The 17,628-nt window shown below is 39.1% G+C and carries 18 protein-coding genes; 10 read left to right on the top strand and 8 right to left on the bottom strand.

Going from position 1 to position 17,628, the window contains the following annotated elements:
- Nucleotides 1-8: 8 nt before the first annotated feature.
- The 3 genes from NG743_RS13150 to NG743_RS13140 form a co-directional block, all read right to left on the bottom strand.
- Nucleotides 9-647, bottom strand: a complete 639-nt coding sequence (locus tag NG743_RS13150; protein WP_027403219.1) for a methyltransferase family protein — start codon at nucleotides 645-647, stop codon at nucleotides 9-11.
- An 82-nt stretch (nucleotides 648-729) separates the two neighbouring features.
- Complete coding sequence (locus NG743_RS13145) at nucleotides 730-891, bottom strand: YqaE/Pmp3 family membrane protein (RefSeq protein WP_035082904.1); 162 nt, start codon at nucleotides 889-891, stop codon at nucleotides 730-732.
- A gap of 94 nt (nucleotides 892-985) precedes the next feature.
- A complete protein-coding gene (locus NG743_RS13140) occupies nucleotides 986-1,336 on the bottom strand; it encodes a translation initiation factor (RefSeq protein WP_027403218.1) in 351 nt (116 codons plus the stop codon).
- Nucleotides 1,337-1,632: 296 nt separating this feature from the next.
- On the opposite strand from NG743_RS13140, the gene NG743_RS13135 reads away from it, so the two are divergent.
- The 3 genes from NG743_RS13135 to NG743_RS13125 all read left to right on the top strand — a co-directional run bounded on the left by NG743_RS13135 (nucleotide 1,633) and on the right by NG743_RS13125 (nucleotide 3,448).
- A complete protein-coding gene (locus NG743_RS13135; RefSeq protein WP_027403217.1) occupies nucleotides 1,633-1,869 on the top strand; it encodes a type II toxin-antitoxin system Phd/YefM family antitoxin in 237 nt (78 codons plus the stop codon).
- A complete protein-coding gene (locus NG743_RS13130; RefSeq protein ID WP_027403216.1) occupies nucleotides 1,866-2,129 on the top strand; it encodes a Txe/YoeB family addiction module toxin in 264 nt (87 codons plus the stop codon). The genes NG743_RS13135 and NG743_RS13130 overlap by 4 nt, the downstream gene beginning before the upstream one ends.
- A gap of 554 nt (nucleotides 2,130-2,683) precedes the next feature.
- Complete coding sequence (locus NG743_RS13125) at nucleotides 2,684-3,448, top strand: RNA methyltransferase (RefSeq protein ID WP_027403215.1); 765 nt, start codon at nucleotides 2,684-2,686, stop codon at nucleotides 3,446-3,448.
- A gap of 175 nt (nucleotides 3,449-3,623) precedes the next feature.
- Here the strand turns inward: NG743_RS13125 and obgE are convergent, their stop codons facing one another.
- From obgE to NG743_RS13110, 3 genes are read right to left on the bottom strand one after another with little or no spacing between them, the layout of a single operon-like run.
- Nucleotides 3,624-4,664 carry a GTPase ObgE gene (obgE, locus tag NG743_RS13120; RefSeq protein WP_193962778.1) on the bottom strand — a complete coding sequence of 347 codons (1,041 nt, stop codon included), beginning with the start codon at nucleotides 4,662-4,664 and terminating at the stop codon, nucleotides 3,624-3,626.
- Between the two features lie 42 nt (nucleotides 4,665-4,706).
- Nucleotides 4,707-5,081 (bottom strand): four helix bundle protein, encoded by a 375-nt coding sequence (locus NG743_RS13115; protein ID WP_027403213.1) that lies wholly within the window; start codon nucleotides 5,079-5,081, stop codon nucleotides 4,707-4,709.
- Nucleotides 5,082-5,133: 52 nt separating this feature from the next.
- On the bottom strand, nucleotides 5,134-5,808 hold the full coding sequence (locus tag NG743_RS13110) for a Mo-dependent nitrogenase C-terminal domain-containing protein (protein ID WP_027403212.1): 675 nt from the start codon (nucleotides 5,806-5,808) through the stop codon (nucleotides 5,134-5,136).
- 270 nt (nucleotides 5,809-6,078) lie between these two features.
- Here NG743_RS13110 and NG743_RS13105 point away from each other — a divergent pair, with 270 nt between their 5' ends.
- Nucleotides 6,079-7,188 carry a hypothetical protein gene (locus NG743_RS13105; RefSeq protein WP_027403211.1) on the top strand — a complete coding sequence of 370 codons (1,110 nt, stop codon included), beginning with the start codon at nucleotides 6,079-6,081 and terminating at the stop codon, nucleotides 7,186-7,188.
- Between the two features lie 246 nt (nucleotides 7,189-7,434).
- Here the strand turns inward: NG743_RS13105 and NG743_RS13100 are convergent, their stop codons facing one another.
- Together NG743_RS13100 and NG743_RS13095 are read right to left on the bottom strand one after the other, a co-directional pair.
- A complete protein-coding gene (locus NG743_RS13100) occupies nucleotides 7,435-9,261 on the bottom strand; it encodes a peptidoglycan D,D-transpeptidase FtsI family protein (protein ID WP_027403210.1) in 1,827 nt (608 codons plus the stop codon).
- Between the two features lie 156 nt (nucleotides 9,262-9,417).
- The gene (locus NG743_RS13095; RefSeq protein ID WP_257122109.1) at nucleotides 9,418-10,083 is read right to left on the bottom strand and encodes a hypothetical protein; all 666 of its coding nucleotides are present in this window, start codon (nucleotides 10,081-10,083) and stop codon (nucleotides 9,418-9,420) included.
- Between the two features lie 327 nt (nucleotides 10,084-10,410).
- Between NG743_RS13095 and NG743_RS13090 the strand changes: the two genes are divergently transcribed.
- The 6 genes from NG743_RS13090 to NG743_RS13065 all read left to right on the top strand — a co-directional run bounded on the left by NG743_RS13090 (nucleotide 10,411) and on the right by NG743_RS13065 (nucleotide 17,617).
- Nucleotides 10,411-10,671, top strand: coding sequence for a hypothetical protein (locus NG743_RS13090; RefSeq protein WP_053540770.1), 261 nt, complete (start codon nucleotides 10,411-10,413; stop codon nucleotides 10,669-10,671).
- Between the two features lie 242 nt (nucleotides 10,672-10,913).
- Nucleotides 10,914-11,621, top strand: a complete 708-nt coding sequence (locus tag NG743_RS13085; protein WP_027403207.1) for a glutathione S-transferase — start codon at nucleotides 10,914-10,916, stop codon at nucleotides 11,619-11,621.
- A 1-nt stretch (nucleotide 11,622) separates the two neighbouring features.
- Entirely contained in the window at nucleotides 11,623-11,937 is a 315-nt protein-coding gene (locus NG743_RS13080) for a hypothetical protein (protein WP_257122108.1), read from the top strand.
- A 239-nt stretch (nucleotides 11,938-12,176) separates the two neighbouring features.
- On the top strand, nucleotides 12,177-14,468 hold the full coding sequence (glgB, locus tag NG743_RS13075) for a 1,4-alpha-glucan branching enzyme (RefSeq protein ID WP_027403205.1): 2,292 nt from the start codon (nucleotides 12,177-12,179) through the stop codon (nucleotides 14,466-14,468).
- Between the two features lie 731 nt (nucleotides 14,469-15,199).
- A complete protein-coding gene (locus NG743_RS13070; protein ID WP_027403204.1) occupies nucleotides 15,200-16,264 on the top strand; it encodes an NAD-dependent epimerase/dehydratase family protein in 1,065 nt (354 codons plus the stop codon).
- A gap of 45 nt (nucleotides 16,265-16,309) precedes the next feature.
- Nucleotides 16,310-17,617 carry a glycosyltransferase gene (locus NG743_RS13065; RefSeq protein WP_257122107.1) on the top strand — a complete coding sequence of 436 codons (1,308 nt, stop codon included), beginning with the start codon at nucleotides 16,310-16,312 and terminating at the stop codon, nucleotides 17,615-17,617.
- Nucleotides 17,618-17,628: the final 11 nt, after the last annotated feature.

The raw sequence follows: 17,628 nt of genomic DNA, 5'->3' as shown, positions 1-17,628 counted from the left end.
GCTGTAGTTTATTCGTTCCGATAACTTCTGGAATTAAACAACTTAGGAAAAAACAAACCAGAATTTTCTTTGTATTCCGCAAACTCAGGATATCGAGATAAAGATTGATCTTTTTTCCGCATATTGGGAACAAATATCATGGCTATAAATAACCCCAGAATCAAGAAAGGTAGCCAATGTTGACTTAACATAGCAAAAGCCAGATAAATCAACACTTCTCCTAAATAATTAGGATTACGACATTTAGCAAAAAAACCTTCTGTAATTAATCCAGTTTTGTACTTCAGTGTATAGTATTTTTGAGCATCACTAGCAAAATGTAAAAACACTCCCGCAATATTCAAAGAAATAGCAGCAGCTACTAAAGGTAGAGGGGGAACAGTACCACTACTAATGAGAATGAATGGTGCTACCCAGTACAAACAAAGGAGAACAAAGGTAATAATTCCTTGAGAAGTAGGAATTTCTTGCTCCCATTGCTTATCTGGAAATATGCGATCTTTTAGTAACCAAAGAAAACCATAAGTACCATGAAGGGAAAGATAAACCCAAGCTCCAATAGTAAAATTATGGTATAAAACCATTAGTCCTAAAACGATAGCGAATGTTAGACCTTTGTGAAAATTAATGGGATACTTTATTTTCATATCCTGCTTCTTTTTTTAAAGGGCTGAAAGTTAGGGAAAGAAATAGAGAGATAGTCCAGTTTCCTCTATCTCTCTGAGATCATTACTTCTTCGCAATTATCCACACTGCATGAACAATACCCAGAATATAAAAACCAAAGATTGTCAAAAGCAAATTAATCCAAAAATCCTTACCAAACCCGACCTGCAAAAACACTCCTAAAGGTGGGAGAAAAATTGCAGCTATAATTCTGACTACATCCATATCCATGTTATTCTCCTGTTGATGTTCTATATTTCTAGAGTTAACATCACCTAATGTGGTGACGATTCCTGAAAAATTTGGTAAACCACACCTTTTAACCACCGCTGATTTTAGCTTTATAACCCAACTTCACCAAAATCTCTAAAATCTTCTGTTTGTGGTCTCCCTGAACTTCAATTTCATTATCTTTCACAGTTCCACCTGTACCGCATTGGGCTTTTAACTGTTTTAATAAAGTAGCTAAAGTTTCCGGTGTCGTTTGAAAACCAGTAATCACTGTGACAGTTTTCCCCTTTCTTCCCGCGCGAGTGGCTTGGATTCGCACATTTTGCTGATTGGGGGGTAAGTCTTGGATTCCCCGTTCTACAGCGCGTTCCAGTGCGGGTGAACTACCGTTACCAAATTCTTGGTAGACAAAGCCTTTGTCAGATTTGGGATTAGCCATAATATTTAATGCAGGAAAAATAGACTTTTATTGTAAACAATTTTAGCCTACCCATCTATTTATTCACAATTCAGGTGGAAGAGGTGGTCATTAAACGCAGATAAACGCAGATAAACGCAGATAATTTTATATTTCATTAATTAAACTATCACATCCTGTAAATCTTTAAATCCTGTACTTCAACTATGGCTACGCCACCCAGGCGATTCGCTCAGTAACCGTATATCCTGATTCTGGCATGGTTTTAAATTATCTGCTATTATTTATGATAATAAGATAGTTTCAAAAAGAAGAGTATGATTTCAATAAATCAAGCACAACAACAACTACAAAATTTAATTGATTCAGTTAATCAATCTCATCAACCTATTGTTATTTCAGGAGACAATAGCAACGCAGTCTTATTATCTGAAGCAGACTGGAAATCTATCCAAGAAACTCTTTATCTTCTTTCTATTCCAGGGATGAGAGAATCAATTAAAGAAGGATTAGCAACACCGATAGAAGAATGTAATGGAGAATTAGATTGGTGAATTGGAATTTAGTTTACACCAAACAAGCTCAGAAAGATGCTAAGAAATTGGCTGTGAGTAATTTAAAAGATAAAGCACAAATTTTACTTAATATTATTCAAATCAATCCGTTTCAAAATCCCCCACAGTATGAGAAATTAGTCGGAGATTTAGAAGGTGCATATTCACGACGGATTAATATTCAACATCGTTTAGTGTATGAAGTAATTGAATCTGAAAATACGGTCAAAGTTTTGCGAATGTGGACGCATTATGAATAGTATGTTTTTTAGGCGTTGTTGATTAAGAGTATGATTTTATTATGCCTACGGCACGCTGCGCGAACACGCAGAGGCGCTCCAGTCGCAGAGAGTAAGAGTTTCATTTTTTTGATTTTTCAATTTCATACCTCAATTCAGCAACGCCTTATTTTGGCGTTGCTGATTAAGGGTATGAATTTTAGTCTCACGCAAAGGCGCAAAGACGCAAAGGTAAGAGTTTTAAAGATTCAATTTGGGAATTTCATACCTCGATTCAGCAACGCCATTATTTTCATCCCTAAAATCAGCAACGTCATTAATTCTTTAAATACTTCATGAAAACATCCATAGTTAAATTATAAAATATCATGGCAGGTGAACAAAACCAAAAGAATATCTTCTCTGAAAAAACATTTGAAGTCATGTCTGAATTTTTAAAAGATTCCAGGACTTACAGGTTTTTCTCTAGAAAGAATGTTTAGATTTCTCAATGCTTTTGAAATTGATGTAGAAATTAGAGTAAAACCTAAATCTAGCCATAATGCACGCATAACTGTAGTTTAAAGATTCCTTCAATGACAGAAAATATTGATCCAAAAACCAGTACCAGCAACGTAATTATCGTCTTAGTAGAACCAGCCGGTCCATTGAATGTCGGTTCAGTGTCCAGAGTTATGAAAAATTTTGGCTTATCTAAACTAATATTAGTCAATCCTCAATGCGATCGCACATCAGATGATGCCTTAAAAATGGCAGTTCATGGTAAAGATATTTTAGAATCTGCGGTGATAGTAGACACATTACCACAAGCCTTACAGGGCTGTGTCCGTGCTGTTGCTACTATGGGACGGGAATACAGTGGAGAACTCCCCCTAGAAACCCCTCACACCGCTTTACCCTGGTTATTAGCAGAAGCAGAAAAGCCTGTAGCTTTAATTTTCGGTAGAGAAGATAGAGGATTAACTAATGAAGAATTAAATTATGCCCACAAATTAGTTTTTATTCCTACCAATCCCGAATATCCATCTTTGAATTTAGCTACAGCGGTTTCTATTTGTTGTTATGAATTATCACAATCTACTAACTTATTTACAGATCAGAATATACCCGATTCAGAAATTGCCCCATTAGATGCTATGGAAGGATTCTATCAGCAATTAGAATCTTTGTTGCTTTCTATTGGTTATCTTTATCCCCACACCGCAGCTAGTCGCATGGAAAAATTTCGCCATTTATATAATCGTGCTTATCTACAAACTACGGAAGTGGGAATGTTACGAGGGATTTTACGACAGGTAGAATGGGCAATTAATAGAAAAAACTCCGAAAAGCTGGATTAATTGTGAGAATTTGCTCAGAGGATGTTTTAAAAGTGGTATTCCGTAATTTTCATCACATTGCTACCCCCCTTTCCCCTTGTAAAGGGGGGTTGTGATTGCTTCCCTTCCCTCGCAATGACTGTAAATATTTTTGTTCAATTACTTAACACAATTTTTGCTACTGTATTCGACAAAATCAACTTATCAATTCAACTGCAACTTCCTGTGCTTCCAACACATTAATTTCATCTAAAATCCGCCAAATTTCCTGCATCATGGGATCTAAACCAGTGCGAGTTACAGCAGAAATTATGAAAACCGGCGCAAAAGCCAGATGATTTAATTGAGTAGCTAAAGCCTCCAAATCAACAGTTTCTCTATCAACAGCATCTATTTTATTTAATGCCAAAATTTGTGGACGTTTAGCTAAACCTCGTCCATAGGCTTTAAGTTCTTCTTGAATAGTATGGAAATCAGCGATGACATTTTCACTTGTGGCATCAATTAAGTGTAATAAAACCCTTGTCCGTTCAATGTGACGCAAGAAATCATGACCTAAACCGGCACCATGAGAAGCACCTTCAATTAAACCCGGAATATCAGCGAAAACTGTACCATCACCTGTGGGTTTTTTGACTACACCCAAATTAGGAATTAAGGTAGTAAAGGGATAATCGGCGATTTTTGGACGTGCCGCGGATAAAGAAGAAATTAAAGTTGATTTTCCCGCATTTGGTAAACCAATAATTCCGACTTCTGCTAACAATTTTAACTCTAAACGTAATACCTTTTTTTCCCCTTCTAAACCAGGGAGGGCATATTCGGGAACCCGGTTGCGGTTACTCAAAAAATGTTGATTTCCCAGTCCACCTTTGCCACCTTCTGCGACTCGAAAACTTTGTCCGGGTTCAACTATATCACATAGTAAAACACTCGTTACCGCATCATATACAGAAGTACCACAAGGAACTTCAACAATTAGATCTTTCCCACCTGCACCAGTGCAATTATTTGGACCGCCACGTTCTCCATTTTGTGCCTTAAATAAATGCTTGTATCGAAAATCTAACAAGGTTTGCAGATTAGTATTACCTACAAAAATTATTGAACCGCCTTTTCCGCCATTCCCACCAGATGGACCACCTGCTGGGACATATTTTTCTCTACGAAAAGCGACAATACCATCGCCTCCGTTACCTGCTTCTACTTCAATTACTGATTGGTCTATAAATTGCATAATTTAGTCATTAGTCATTAGTTATTGGTCATTAGTTATTGGTTATTCTTCCTTTGGAAGTTTACCAATTGAGTTTAGATAGGCGTTTAATTGGGGTGCTAAGTCATTGATGATAACTTTTAGTGTGTTTACTTGTTCATATTTTAAGAGGTTACGGCTATATGCTCTTCTTAGCCAGTGTTGAGTCTCATATAATGACCCTCGTGCTATTCTAATAAATCGCCGATTGTCTTGATAACTCCCTCTGCCTACACCTTCCGCTATGTTCGCACCAATGCTATCTGCTGAACGAATAATCTGTTTACCCAATGTATTTTGCGGTAATGACTCCCATTGGTTAACGATTTTCCAAATATCATCAGCCAATTTTTCTGACAGTTGATATACTCTTAATTCCTGAAACCTTCCACGCCCCATTATCTCACCTAACTAGCAACTAATGACCAATGACCAATGACTAACAACTAATTTAAATATAAGGTGTAACATCTTCCCCACAGTCATCTGCTAGGTAGGAAAGGGCGCGAAAGCGTAACCCTACCATTTGTTCATAAAGGGGGTTAATTTTACACAGGGGCGGAATATGAACTATTTTCCGGCCAAATAAGGTTACATCTCTTTCAAAGGGACATTGGGAAGGAATCATCTTACACAAAAATTTCGCCACTCTGGGGTCTTGAATATCTAATCCGTCTAACCATTGACGCAAGGGAGTTAAAGCGTCTGGGTGGGGGGCTTGAAGTCCAGTAGGGGGGAAATCAGTTGTTTGTGCGGTATCTTCTAGGGTATGACGTAAGGCTGTGAGTAAACTCTCTTGCAGTTCTAATTTTTGACACAATTGCTGAAGTAGGTCATCTTCACTAGGTGAGTATATACCATCAGCGATCGCTACCATTACCGCTGTCCGCAAGAAATTTTCCGCTATAGGTGTACCTTTACCTAATATAGCCGCTAATTCATCTGGTTCAATTATCTCTAGAGTATCCCAATCAATGGCAGGGGCTAATTCATCTTTGGTAAGATTAGTAATTAATTCCTGTTCTTGAGCATCAAAGTTACCATCAGCCCAAGCAATGGTCAGTAATCCCCGTAACCAAGCAATAATTTGTTCGCTACTGTAAGCAGTTTGAGCAGTATTTGTCATAAAAACTCACGCCTTGTAATTTTCTATTAGATAATCTTAAACTACCTTGAAAAGAACTATATTTCTGTACATTTAATTGGCAAAAATAAAGGGAATTTAGTTTGAGTTGAGCGACTCTTAACCCAACATGACCAGGATTTTTTTGAGTTTCCTCGCGTTAAATCAACCTACGATATAAATACTTTTTAGCCTGAACTCAACAGTATTGATTCACAACGGCATAAAATATAGATATAATTGATTATATTTGTCATTAATTAGGTATAAAGTATGTTCTGCTTTGGTATTGAACATGAAGTTGCTTTTCTCAATAATCAAGGAAAGTTTGCAGATTTCCATAATACAAAATTTGGAGATTTTCAGCAAATTGTTGACAAATTACCTATCTATACTACTGATTACCCACAATTAAGAGTTGGTGATGCTGGGATTAAGAAAAAGCGTTGGTATATTGAGGGCTTTGAAAGATTTAACGACTCTGAAGAAGTAATTGACTGTGTAGCTAAAGGCATCGAAATTAGAACAACTATCCACCCTACTATTCAAGGAGCAATTGATGAATTAACCGCAAGTTTTATTTTATTAAGTGATGTTGCTGCCAATTTTGGTTTTTCACCTGTTTTAGCCAGTTTTAATCCCTATACTTGCGTATTTGAGCCACAACCTCCATTAAATGATTTTGAAATTAGACAATTACAAGCTTATCCAGATGAACAAACTGCTCATATTTATATGGTTTCTTATGGACCAGATTTAAATATTTCTTTGGCAAATTTGTCTACGGAAAGGTTAATTGATATTGGGAAGAAGTTAACTTATTACAGTCCTTACATCATTCCTTTTAGTTATAGTTCTCCTTTTTATAATGGTGGTTTATGGGGAGGTTTATCAGTGAGGACATTTATCAGAACGGGAAAAAGATCCGCAACATTAGTTTTTTTGGATAAAACAGAAGAATTAATCAAAAGTGTGCCTTCCTTAACAAAAATTGCCCGCATTCCTTCAGAAGTAGGACGGATAGAATTTAAAGCTTGTGATAGTTGTGATAATTTCGCTATTTATGCAGGTTTATTAGCTTTATTAAAAGGTCTAGTATTGGATCAAACTTTACCAGGTAGAGCGATTATACCTGATGCTAATTTACACCAGATTTCGGCAAAGTCAGGCTTTGAAAATGAAGATGTTTTTGCCAATTCTCAGCAACTTGTACAAGTTGCTGAAATCGCCCTTAAAGATGATCCTGATCTAGAATTTTTAACCCCACTGAAAGGAATTTTATCTGAGAAAAAAACAAAATCTCATGAATTAATTAAGTTATTCCAAAATTCAGGTTCAATTGAAGCCACTCTCAACCAAACTTATGGCAATTTTGGATTTTAGATTTTGGATTCTAGATGACCAATTTCCTCTATATATTCGCTAGTAGGGCAAACACAGGGCAACACGGGGGCATTGGTGTCAACTTAACGTAAAACCGATAACCCAACTAGGAATGAATTCCCCTACCCTCCCCACTGTCCCCCTACCTCCCCCACTCCCCCTACCTCCCCCACTCCCCCTACCTCCCCCACTCCCCCTACCTCCCCTACCCCCCACCTCTCTTCTCCCCCTACTTGCCTTCACCCGTCATTTTCGGGTTGACAGACTACTAGGTGGAATTTGTTCAATAGGAATTAGTGATTCCATTACAGTTTTAACAATTGGTGCAGCTACAGTAGAACCATAGGCATTTTCTCCCTTTGGTTCATCCACAACTGCAAACACCACATAACGGGGAGATTCCACAGGCAAAATAGCGACAAAACTGGTAATTCTTGCACCTTTAATATATCCACCGTTAGGACTAGCTTTTTGCGCTGTTCCTGTTTTGCCACCAATCCGGTATCCTGAAATTCTGGCTGCTTTACCAGTACCTGAACTGACTACTGTTTCCATCATTTCCACAACCTTTTGGGTGGTTGTAGGTGAGAAAATTTGTCTTGGTTCTGGAAGAGTACGTGAATAGTGCATTCCGCCCTTGGTATCAATCAGTCCTCGGACTACATGAGGTGTGACTAATTTGCCACCATTAGCTAATGCGCCGTGTAGTTGTACCAGTTGTAATGTAGTTAGAGAAAAGCCTTGTCCAAAAGATGTGGTAGCTGGTTCAATGGCTGAAGAAATAAATTGTTCTTGACTTTTTAATTGACCACCAACTTCAAAGGGTAAATCTGTTTCAACTTTTTGTCCTAACCCTAAACGTTCTAGCCAGTTGTAGTATATGGATGGTTTTATTCGTTGAATGATTCTGACCATGCCAATATTACTAGAAGTTTGTAAAATTTCAGGAATAGTTAATCGGCGATAACCAGTTTTTTCGGCATTTTTGATGGTATGTGTGCCGATTTTAATAGAACCAGGATCTTCAAAAGTGTCATCTGGTTTGATTGCACCATTTTCGAGAGCGATCGCCACATTCACCGGCTTAAAAGTTGATCCCGGTTCATAAAGATCAGCCACAGTCCAATTTTTGAACAGAGAAATATCAGACTTAGCATATTGATTCGGATTATAGGTAGGCTGAGAAACCAAAGCCAATAAAGAACCATCCACTGCATCCATGACAATCACTGCACCCCGTTTGGCACTAAATTTAGTCATCTGTTCTTTTAAGGCTGCACGGGCTACCCGTTGCACACGATTATCAATAGTCAATTGCATTTTTAAATCATCAGAATTCAGAAATCCCTCGGTCACATAATTCGGCATCAACGACCCATTTCCCGACTTACTCATCCGCACTGTTTGTCCAGAACGTTCTAGTAACTTCTCCTGACTATATTCCACACCAGCTTGACCACGACGGTCAAGATTAACATAGCCCACGACATCCGCCACTAAATCATCTTGGGGATAAAATCGGGAGTATTTTTGAATAAACTCAAACCCATTCAAACGCAGTGATATTAACTTATCAGTAATATCTTCAGAGACCCCAGAAGCTAGTAAAATTCCACTCCGTTTACTTTGGAATGTTTTGACCAAATCAGCCTTTTCTTTGCCGATAATTGGTGCGATTTTCTCCGCGATTTCTTCCTGGGATAGCTCGAATAACTTAGGATGACTATATACAGTATAAACGGGACGATCAATAGCCAACACATTATTATCCCGATCCACTACTGGACGACGAGGCATATAAGGGCGCACATTCACCATTTGCTGATTTCGCGCCTTCTTAGTCAGCTTTTTTCCCTGAATAATTTGTAATTGATATAAATTAAATGCCAAACCTACCATAGCAATCATTAACACACCCCATACAGCAAACAGTCGTAATTGAATGTTAGGTGGAGTTTCCGGTGTTTTTGGCTCAATATTTTCTGATTGAGTCTGTCTAGAAAACTTTCGTTTGCGTCTGAATTCTAAATTACGTAGATTTCTAAGTTGTGTTTTAAGTGATGACTTTAGCATGAGTCAGGAGTTCAGTAGGTAGGGGCGCAGGGACTGCGCCCATTCAAGAGTATGGCTAACGCCACGCTATCAGGATTTCAGGAGAAAGAAGAAAGAAGAAAGAATGAAAAATATTAACTAACGACCAATGACCAATGACCAATGACCAATGACCAATTAATATCCTAATGGAGAAGGGGGTTCAGGTTGCGGTTCTGGTTGAGAAGTTGAGAATGACGACCGGGGATAATTATTAGATGTTGGTGGTAAGAAAATTGTCCCCTTAGAAGTTGGTGATACCAGTTCCGTACCGGGCTGTTCTGCTTCCTGTGCCATTTTGCTAGTTAGTGTCGCATTGGCAGTATTTAACTGTCGTTCATGACGTTGTAAGCTTTGTAGCTTACGGTAAGAATCACTCCAAAGCTCTTGTGAATATACAGTCCAACCATAAACTATTAATGTTGCTACCACTAATAAAAATGCTAAAATTGACGAATAGCGATTGACCATATACATACGTAGTAACCATTCAGGCATGGATGGAGTATGACTCATCCTATAAGCAGCAGTATTTGATTGTCTATTAATATCAGTAGTTTGTTGTTTACCCGCGTCTAAACTTGAGGTGCGAATTGCTGTTTTATTTCGGCGAGAACCTAAGAAATTCAGCCAAGCATTTCGGGGACTAGACGATTTAACTGCGATCGCTTCACTGTCTAATCGGGAGGAACTCTGGCTTTTTTTATTCAAATTTCGAGAACGTCGCTTATTCAATGACCCAGGAGAATTGCCCCAGAACCAGGTATTTTTTGCGAAAACTGCTGATTTACGTTCAAAACCCATGATTTTTCTGATAATAAATACTTTATTTTTGACTTAATTAGATTTTGCCCAAAGTTACAAAAAAAGGGAACAGGAAATATCCAAGTTTTCAATTTCTCTCTTTTCAGGGGGATTTCACCCTTCTCTCTAGCAAATTTTTAGAACAATGATCGATATCATTCTAACCGTTAATTACACACTGTTTGTGTTACATATAATCTACAAGAATGTTACAAAAAAGAATGGGTTGAAATATGTAATCAGAAAGTCCTTAAAAAAAATCAATAAATAAGGTATCTTATTCAACAGGCGAAAGATTTTATTGCCACAATTGGTGAAAGAGGAGTTATGAAGACAAAAATTTTTGGTTTGGCTCTAATGTTAAGTCTGGCTACCATGCTTGGAGCTTGTGACGGTGGTAGTCAACCAGCAGGTACTACCAGTTCTCCAGCAGCAACAACAGGTGGCGAACCAGCAGATACTGGTGCTACCCCCGCAGCTACCACATCTCCTGATGCGGCGACATCTCCTGCTGCGACCACATCTCCCGCAGCTACCACATCCCCTGCTGCGACCACATCTCCTGAGGCTACTCCCAAAAAACCTTAGTATAGGGTAGGATATTAGCCTTTCCTGGGTAGTTGATATCTTTAAAAATTATTTTCTACAAACCTCTACTGAGAAAGTTAAGATGGTTTGTAGATTAAGGAATAAAGATTCAACTGCCTAACGGCGTTAAGTTGGGTAAAAAAGGCAACATTCATCAGGTTTTGCTTCTGGGCTAGATTCAGTTCTCGCCCAGTTTGATTTTTTTTTATTTGTTTTGTCAGTAACCAAAGTAATCTCAATATATGCTGTTACTGCAATTTAGTACATCTCATTATTGTCGCAAAGCCAGATTGGCATTGGGTTATAAAGGAATTAGTTATCAAACCGAAAATCTCACTCCAGGGCTGCACATCTTGAGGCTAAAGTCCTTAACTGGATTGACAACATTACCTGTCCTGTTACCCCAAATTGTCGGACAACCCCAAGCTATTGGCGACTCTACGGAAATTTTTAAATTTTTAGAAAGCTATCAACCCGAACCTACCTTGTTTCTACCCAATTTAGAACAGCAAACTCAAGCTGCGATGTTAGAAGACTGGTTAGATGAAAGTATAGGCACGGCTACTAGATTTGTATATTATCAATTTCGCGCTGGTGAAGGTAAGGCAATTGACCCGTCACTATTTAGCCAAATGGTGATTAAAGTAGTCAGACAACAATATGGTATTAATGATACTACCGTTGAATTAGCTAAAAAAAGACTCGCTAATGCCTTGTCATTATTGTCTATGTATTGGCAAAAAGGTGATTATTTAGTGGGTAGCCGCTTGAGTATAGCTGATATTGCAGCGGCGGCTTTGTTGAGTCCTTTAGCACTAATTCCCGATTATCGTCAGGCATATCCACAGATTTTTGCACGAATTATCAATATCCACCAGTTATGTGGTGAACCATTGCCACCAGGACTTGAGGACGTAGGGGCGCAGGGACTGCGCCCAATCAGGAGTTAAGATGAAACGGATACTACTAGCTATTTTGAGCGTTACTACTAGTATTTTAATCGGGTTTAGTGGTCATAGTAGTAAAGTCGTGATGGCATTACCACCACAAGCAGATATACCAGAGGAGATATTGCGAACAGAGATTATTCTAGCAGCGCGATCGCCCATTGATGGCAGAATCCTCACGCCCGCAGAATATGCCGAATTGCAAGCACAAATGCAAATAAGTCCACCACCACGTTTAGCCTCCGGTATCCGCGACAAAATATTCTTGCTGCAACTACGCAAAACATTATTACAATTTTTCCCATTTTTAAGTATTTAATTAGGGGAGGTGGGGGAGTAGGGGAGGTGGGGGAGGTAGGGGAGGTGGGGGAGGTGGGGGAGGTGGGGGAGGTGGCGGAGGTGGGGGGAGAAAGAATTTTCCCAATGACCACTGACCAATGACCACTGACCAATGACCACTGACAACTAACAACTGACAGTGGCGACAAAGATGCGAGAATATGAATAGATGTTAAAAAGTAGATTTAGTTAATCCCCATATATCACATAGGTAGCTTCATGTCCACAACCACAGTCGCCCCTGAACAGGTTAATCGCATTGTTGGGAATCAACATCACGATCCCTTTGAAATTCTGGGTTCTCATCTCATAGAGCAAAATGGTAAAACTGTCTGGGCTGTGCGAGCCTACCTGCCAAATGCCAGTGCTGCTTATGTAGTATTTCCAGAGGAACGGAAAGAATACCCAATGGACACAGTGCATCATCCTCATTTTTTTGAATGCACCATTGAAACCACAGAACTGAAAAATTATCAGTTACGCATTAAAGAAGGAGAACATGAGCGGGTAGTTAATGATCCCTACGCTTTCCGTTCTGCCCACTTAACAGAATTTGATCTACATTTATTTAGTGAAGGCAACCATCACCGCATTTACGAAAAATTAGGAGCGCACCCCACAGAAGTAGATGGTGTTAAAGGCGTTTACTTTGCCGTCTGGGCTCCCAATGCCCGCAACGTTTCTTTGTTAGGAGATTTTAACCTGTGGGATGGACGCAAACACCAAATGCGGAAAGGACACACAGGAGTTTGGGAATTGTTTATTCCCGAAATTGGTGTAGGAGAACATTACAAATACGAAATTAAAAATTTTGAAGGACATATTTACGAAAAATCTGATCCCTACGGTTTCCAGCAAGAACCGCGTCCAAAAACAGCATCTATTGTTACCGACTTAACTTCCTACACATGGAATGACGAAGACTGGCTGGAAAAGCGGCGACATACTGACCCCCTGACCCAACCCATTTCCGTATATGAAGTACATTTAGGTTCTTGGTTACACGCTGCTAGTGCAGAACCTCCCAAATTACCCAATGGAGAAACCGAACCTGTAGTTGTCGTTTCCGAACTAAAACCCGGTGCGCGGTTTCTGACTTATCGGGAACTAGCAGACAAACTCATTCCCTACGTCAAGAAATTAGGATATACCCATTTAGAACTGTTACCAATTGCCGAACATCCCTTTGATGGTTCTTGGGGTTATCAAGTAACCGGTTATTTTGCACCTACTTCCCGTTTTGGTACACCCGAAGACTTCATGTACTTTGTGGACGAATGCCATAAAAATGGTATTGGTGTCATTGTAGATTGGGTTCCTGGTCACTTCCCTAAAGATGGTCATGGTTTAGCCTTCTTTGATGGTAGCCACTTGTATGAACACTCTGATGCTCGCAAAGGTGAACATAAAGAATGGGGGACTTTAGTATTTAACTACAATCGCCATGAAGTCCGTAATTTCCTAGTGGCTAATGCCCTGTTCTGGTTCGATAAATACCACATTGACGGAATTCGTGTTGATGCGGTTGCTTCTATGCTCTACCTGGACTATTGCCGAGAACCAGGAGAATGGTTGCCTAATGAATACGGTGGTCGAGAGAATTTAGAAGCTGCTGATTTTTTACGTCAAGTTAATAGCTTGTTATTTAGTTATTATCCTGGTGTGCTTTCCATTGCGGAGGAGTCCACATCTTGGCCAATGGTATCTTGGCCTACCTATACGGGCGGATTGGGCTTTAACTTAAAGTGGAATATGGGCTGGATGCACGATATGCTGGATTACTTCAGCATGGACCCTTGGTTTCGCCAATTCCATCAAAACAATATTACTTTTAGTATGTGGTACAACCACAGTGAGAACTTCATGTTAGCTCTGTCCCACGATGAAGTGGTACATGGTAAGAGTAATATCATCGGCAAAATGCCCGGTGATGAATGGCAGAAGTTAGCTAATATCCGCTGTCTGTTTACTTATATGTTCGCTCACCCCGGCAAGAAAACCATGTTTATGAGCATGGAATTTGGACAGTGGAGTGAGTGGAATGCTTGGGCTGATTTGGAATGGCATCTATTACAGTTTGAACCACACCGACAGTTGAAGGATTTTTTCCAGTCTCTTAACCATTTTTACCGTTCTGAACCAGCTTTATATACTCAAGATTTTGATCAAGCGGGGTTTGAGTGGATTGATTGTACTGATAGCCGCCATAGTGTGGTTTCCTTTGTCCGTCGTGACAAGAATTCTGACGATTTTATGATTGTGGTTTGTAATTTTACACCTCAACCCCATTCTCATTACCGCATTGGTGTGCCAGAAAAGGGCTTTTATACTGAGTTGTTCAATAGTGATGCTCGTCAGTATGGCGGTAGTAATATGGGCAATTTAGGTGGTAAGTGGACTGATGATTGGTCTTTACACAATCGTCCTTATTCCTTGGATTTATGTTTACCTCCTTTGGGCGTGTTGATGCTCAAGTTGGATAAACAGAAATCTGCACAGGTGATGGAATAATCCTGTAGGGTGGGCAATAGACATCTCCAGAAAAGAATGTAGAGACGTTCCATGGAACGTCTCTACAAAGGTTCTAGGAAACGCATATTTAATGGGACAGAATTAATTACACAATGTCATTGCAAATGGAACGAAGTGAAATGAAGCAATCGCAAGGGTTGTGATTGCTTCCCTTCGCTCGCAATGACTGTAAATATTTTTGTCCAATTACTTATTTAATTTCTGGAGATCTCTAATGCTCACCCTGTGTGCTTGTTAGGGATTTTATTTGTAAACATTAATGTACTATGAATTGACTATAAGTATGCTACATGGTAATATGCTAAAATCTGTAGCCCGCCTAGGAATGATAGCGTAGCGTGGCGTTAGCTATATTCCCAGTCTAATAGCAGAAGTTGTCTTTTGATGACTAAGGAACACCAAAAAATAAATTACCCAATTTTGTGGGATGGGCATCCTGCCCGTCCTTGATAATTAGCGGGCAATTCGTCCCGCACCACAAGAAATTTTTGGGTATTTTTTTAATTGGAAGTCCCTAAATAACTCGGAAATTTTTGAGTAAACTTTAGTTTACTTTCGCTATTAGCCCGGAAATTCATTTCCGGGCGGGTATGGAAGCCAACAGATAAGCCATTTTCAACTTAAGTTGACATCTATGAGCAGTGCTTTACCCCTATCCGCTTAAATTAAATAATTAAGCAGTGTTGAGTATACCATTTAAATTTGTTTGTATGAGTATGATTTTGGTAACAGGGGCTGCTGGACTAATTGGTTCTGAATCAGTCAGGTTTTTTGCTGATCGCGGTTTTACAGTTGTTGGAATTGACAACAATATGCGGCAGGTTTTTTTTGGTGAGGATGCGTCAACAGAATGGAACCGCGATCGCCTTTTACAAGATTATGGTGATAAATATATCCACCATAATGTTGATATTCGTGATCACAAGGCCATCTCCCAAATATTTCAAACCTATAGTCAAGATATAAGTCTAATTATTCATACTGCGGCTCAACCTTCCCACGATTGGGCAGCTAAAGACCCTTACACCGATTTTACAGTTAATGCCAATGGTACATTGGTGTTATTAGAAAATACCCGTCAATATTGTCCAGAAGCCGTATTTATCTTTTGCTCTACTAATAAAGTCTATGGTGATACTCCCAATTTATTGCCCCTAATTGAACAAGAACTGCGCTGGGAAATTGCACAGACACACCCCTACAACCAGGGTATTGATGAAGGCATGAGTATTGATAACTGCAAACACTCGCTATTTGGAGCTTCTAAAGTAGCGGCAGATATCTTAGTCCAGGAATACGGGCGTTATTTCAGCATAAAAACAGCTTGTTTTCGGGGAGGATGTTTAACTGGTCCTGGTCACTCTGGGACTAAACTCCATGGCTTTTTATCTTACTTGATGAAATGTACCATGACTGGCCAGCCTTACCAAGTATATGGCTATCAGGGTAAACAAGTTCGTGATAACATCCACAGTTATGATTTAGTTAATGCTTTCTACCACTTTTATCAAGCTCCCCGTGTAGCTGAAGTTTATAATATTGGCGGTAGTCGTTTTAGTAATTGTTCAATGTTAGAAGCAATTGGGCATTGTGAACTTATCGCTGATAAAAAGTTAACCTGGAGCTATGAAGAATCCAATCGAATTGGCGATCACATTTGGTGGATTAGTGATGTTCAGAAATTCAAAAATCACTACCCTAACTGGGATTTAACCTATACAGTGACAGGTATTTTGAAAGAAATTTTTGCCGAAAACATCAGCCGATGGAGCTAAGGATACCCTAGTTTTAAGCGCTTGTTATTTTGGGATTTGCTTACCATGTTGAAAAAGCTATTTCGGCAAAAAGTTTTTAAGTTTCTCATCGGTGGTGGTGTTGCAGCAGTCATCAATTTATTGTTGATATTTGGTCTGATTGAGTGGCTAGGATTTAACACCCCTACTTTACGCAATGTCGCTAATGCAGTATCAATTGAATTATCTCTGTTAGCAAGTTTTTTCATCTACCGGGTTTGGGTTTGGCCGGGAGGTGTTTGGACAATAAGAGAAGTATTATGGCGACAAATTCCCCTTTATCATCTGTCCGCTGGGGCTGCTGTAATTACTCGGATCTTCATTCTCTTTCCTTTGTTAGATAGGTTAGGAGTTAATTACGCCATTAATACCTTAGTAGGTGTATTATTAAGTGCGGTTATTAACTATTTGATTAGCGATCGCTTAGTATTTAAAACCCCAGTTCAATCTGATCAAACACCAACACAATTTACTACAAAAATCTATTATCCTGAAGGATTAGCTCCTGGATTAGAGAATAAATCTTCTCACCCCAAATACCCTAAATTAGACAATTTAACAGGAATTAAAATTTTCTCTATTGTCATTCCTGCTCATAACGAAGAAGGTTGTATTGTCCCAACTATTGAGTCCATTAGCAAAATATTAGAACAAGAAAAGATTGCTTACGAAATTCTAGTTGTTAATGATAACAGTCGGGATAAAACAGAAGAATTATTGCAGCAGCTAAATTCTGAAAATAGTCAAGTCCGTTATATCAATAACTATTATCCCAACGGGTTTGGTTTTGCTGTACGCTGTGGCTTAGAGAATTTTCAAGGTGATGCGGTAGCCATTGTCATGGCAGATAGTTCTGATGCACCAGAAAATATTGTTGATTACTACTATAAACTGCAAGAAGGATATGATTGTGTATTCGGTTCTCGGTTTATTAAAGGAGGTAAAGTCATTGATTATCCGATGCACAAATTATTAGTGAATCGGTTGGCTAATTTATTTATTCAAATCCTATTTGGCTTGAAGTTTAATGATACAACCAACGCCTTCAAAGCATATCGTCGGGAAGTAATTGAGGGTATTTCGCCTCTACTATCGCACCACTTTAATTTAACAGTAGAAATACCTCTCAAGGCTATTATCAGGGGATATTCCTACACAATTATGCCCATTACTTGGCAAAACCGCGCCACGGGAGTATCTAAACTGAAGCTGAAGGAGATGGGTAGCCGCTACTTGTTTATTGTTCTTTATGCGTGGCTAGAAAAATATCTTTCTAGAGGAGATTATCGGCGTAATCAGGCTCAGTTGGTAAATAGAAAGCACAAGATAATTTAAAAGGTAATTTA

The organism is Dolichospermum heterosporum TAC447 (genome assembly GCF_024584745.1).
Lineage (GTDB): Bacteria > Cyanobacteriota > Cyanobacteriia > Cyanobacteriales > Nostocaceae > Dolichospermum > Dolichospermum heterosporum.
This window is presented reverse-complemented; position numbering and strand designations above follow the sequence as displayed.

Bases quoted from the DNA above. Each gene is read 5' to 3' on its own strand.
- NG743_RS13145 (WP_035082904.1), bottom strand. From the start codon at position 891: ATGGATGTAGTCAGAATTATAGCTGCAATTTTTCTCCCACCTTTAGGA.
- NG743_RS13100 (WP_027403210.1), bottom strand. From the start codon at position 9,261: ATGCTAAAGTCATCACTTAAAACACAACTTAGAAATCTACGTAATTTA.
- obgE (WP_193962778.1), bottom strand. From the start codon at position 4,664: ATGCAATTTATAGACCAATCAGTAATTGAAGTAGAAGCAGGTAACGGA.
- glgB (WP_027403205.1), top strand. From the start codon at position 12,177: ATGTCCACAACCACAGTCGCCCCTGAACAGGTTAATCGCATTGTTGGG.
- NG743_RS13095 (WP_257122109.1), bottom strand. From the start codon at position 10,083: ATGGGTTTTGAACGTAAATCAGCAGTTTTCGCAAAAAATACCTGGTTC.
- NG743_RS13115 (WP_027403213.1), bottom strand. From the start codon at position 5,081: ATGGGGCGTGGAAGGTTTCAGGAATTAAGAGTATATCAACTGTCAGAA.
- NG743_RS13150 (WP_027403219.1), bottom strand. From the start codon at position 647: ATGAAAATAAAGTATCCCATTAATTTTCACAAAGGTCTAACATTCGCT.
- NG743_RS13090 (WP_053540770.1), top strand. From the start codon at position 10,411: ATGAAGACAAAAATTTTTGGTTTGGCTCTAATGTTAAGTCTGGCTACC.
- NG743_RS13080 (WP_257122108.1), top strand. From the start codon at position 11,623: ATGAAACGGATACTACTAGCTATTTTGAGCGTTACTACTAGTATTTTA.
- NG743_RS13065 (WP_257122107.1), top strand. From the start codon at position 16,310: ATGTTGAAAAAGCTATTTCGGCAAAAAGTTTTTAAGTTTCTCATCGGT.
- NG743_RS13105 (WP_027403211.1), top strand. From the start codon at position 6,079: ATGTTCTGCTTTGGTATTGAACATGAAGTTGCTTTTCTCAATAATCAA.
- NG743_RS13125 (WP_027403215.1), top strand. From the start codon at position 2,684: ATGACAGAAAATATTGATCCAAAAACCAGTACCAGCAACGTAATTATC.
- NG743_RS13135 (WP_027403217.1), top strand. From the start codon at position 1,633: ATGATTTCAATAAATCAAGCACAACAACAACTACAAAATTTAATTGAT.
- NG743_RS13110 (WP_027403212.1), bottom strand. From the start codon at position 5,808: ATGACAAATACTGCTCAAACTGCTTACAGTAGCGAACAAATTATTGCT.
- NG743_RS13085 (WP_027403207.1), top strand. From the start codon at position 10,914: ATGCTGTTACTGCAATTTAGTACATCTCATTATTGTCGCAAAGCCAGA.
- NG743_RS13140 (WP_027403218.1), bottom strand. From the start codon at position 1,336: ATGGCTAATCCCAAATCTGACAAAGGCTTTGTCTACCAAGAATTTGGT.
- NG743_RS13070 (WP_027403204.1), top strand. From the start codon at position 15,200: ATGAGTATGATTTTGGTAACAGGGGCTGCTGGACTAATTGGTTCTGAA.